3 protein-coding genes are annotated in these 1,327 nt (G+C 61.4%); 1 reads left to right on the top strand and 2 read right to left on the bottom strand.

The features are described from left to right. Together MAMT_RS05175 and MAMT_RS05170 are read right to left on the bottom strand one after the other, a co-directional pair. Nucleotides 1-272: pyrroline-5-carboxylate reductase family protein (locus MAMT_RS05175; protein WP_178086925.1), on the bottom strand; the 272-nt coding region annotated here is incomplete at its 3' end. Further along, nucleotides 269-886, bottom strand: coding sequence for a shikimate kinase (locus tag MAMT_RS05170; protein WP_178086924.1), 618 nt, complete (start codon nucleotides 884-886; stop codon nucleotides 269-271). The genes MAMT_RS05170 and MAMT_RS05175, both read right to left, overlap by 4 nt. A gap of 70 nt (nucleotides 887-956) precedes the next feature. On the opposite strand from MAMT_RS05170, the gene MAMT_RS05165 reads away from it, so the two are divergent. Further along, on the top strand, nucleotides 957-1,327 hold a 371-nt coding region (locus MAMT_RS05165), incomplete at its 3' end, for a chorismate synthase (RefSeq protein WP_142659936.1).

Below are 1,327 nucleotides of genomic sequence, written 5' to 3'. Positions count from 1 at the left end.
CCGGCGGTCGCCGGCCGGATCTGCTGCAGAACACCGCGGACCTCCTGAGGCTTGACGCAAAGAAAGATGATCTCGCTTTCCTGGACGAGATCGCGATTGCGCTCCTCCGGATAGAGGCGCGCCTGCGGTACCGCTTTGCCGAATTTCTCCCCGCTCTCCCAGGTCCGGGTGGAAGCAACCAGTTCCCATGAGTCCTCTTCGTTTCGCAGTAGGCCTCCCGCCAAGGCGCGGGCAATGCGGCCCGCTCCTAAAAATGCTACCCTTGTCCTCACGCTTCCCCTCCTGTCCGCTCGCAAAAGGTCTGCCAGATCCGCTCTCCCAATTCCTCTCTACTCCGTTCGGCTATAGAGATTGTGACGTGAGCCAACCGATAAAAGGGCTCTCGCCTCCCCAAAAGCTCCTGAAGAGTCTGTCGGCGGTCGGACGAGGAAGCCAGGAGCGGCCGCCCTCGGCTCTTGCGAAGGCGCGCCTCCAGGAGATCGACCGGAGCCTCAAGGTAAAAGACGACACCGTGCTCCAGGAGCAGACGGCGATTTCCTGCAAAGGCAAACGTGCCGCCGCCGGTCGAGAGAATCCCCGCGGGCGCGGAAAGCACCCAGCGCAGGGCCTCTGCCTCTTTCTGTCGAAAATAGAGTTCCCCCTTCTCCTCGAAGAGCGCCGAAATAGAGCGATGCTCCCGCTGGGAGACGATCCGATCCAGATCATAGATCGGCAAGCCGGACCGCCGGCCGAGCCAGCGGCCCAGAAGACTCTTTCCGCAACCCATCATCCCGACGAGCACAAGATGCCGCCCTACCGAACCGGCCCGATTCCGGCTCTTCTCTCGCGCAGAATCGATCGGCGGTCGCGACAATCCCCTCTCCTCGCCCAGCTTCCTCGCCATCATGCCAAATTCCGAACAGGCGCCCAAAATTGTAGTAAACTTTTTGTCGTGCTCGCGATAGGAACGATAAGACATGCCTAATACCTTCGGCCACCTCTTTCGAATTACCACTTGGGGCGAATCACACGGGGGCGGGGTCGGCGTGGTGGTTGACGGCTGCCCGCCCCGCCTGCCTCTCTCGGAGGAGGAGATCCAACGAGAGTTGAACCGGCGCCGGCCCGGTCAGAGCCGGCTCACCACGCAGCGGAAGGAAAGCGATCGGGTAGAGATCCTTTCCGGGACTTTGGAAGGGCTCACCTTGGGCACGCCGATTCTCCTCTGGGTGAGAAACGAGGACGCCCGGCCCGAGGCTTATGAAGAGATGCGGGAAGTCTTCCGGCCCAGCCATGCCGATTATACCTATCAGGCAAAATACGGGATCCGGAATTGGATGGGAGGCGGGCG

The sequence above is a fragment of the Methylacidimicrobium tartarophylax genome (assembly GCF_902143375.2).
Classification (GTDB): Bacteria; Verrucomicrobiota; Verrucomicrobiia; order Methylacidiphilales; family Methylacidiphilaceae; genus Methylacidimicrobium; species Methylacidimicrobium tartarophylax.
Note: the sequence above shows the minus strand (reverse complement) of the source record. Positions and strands in the feature narration are given on the sequence as shown.

Bases quoted from the DNA above. Each gene is read 5' to 3' on its own strand.
- MAMT_RS05170 (WP_178086924.1), bottom strand. From the start codon at position 886: ATGATGGCGAGGAAGCTGGGCGAGGAGAGGGGATTGTCGCGACCGCCG.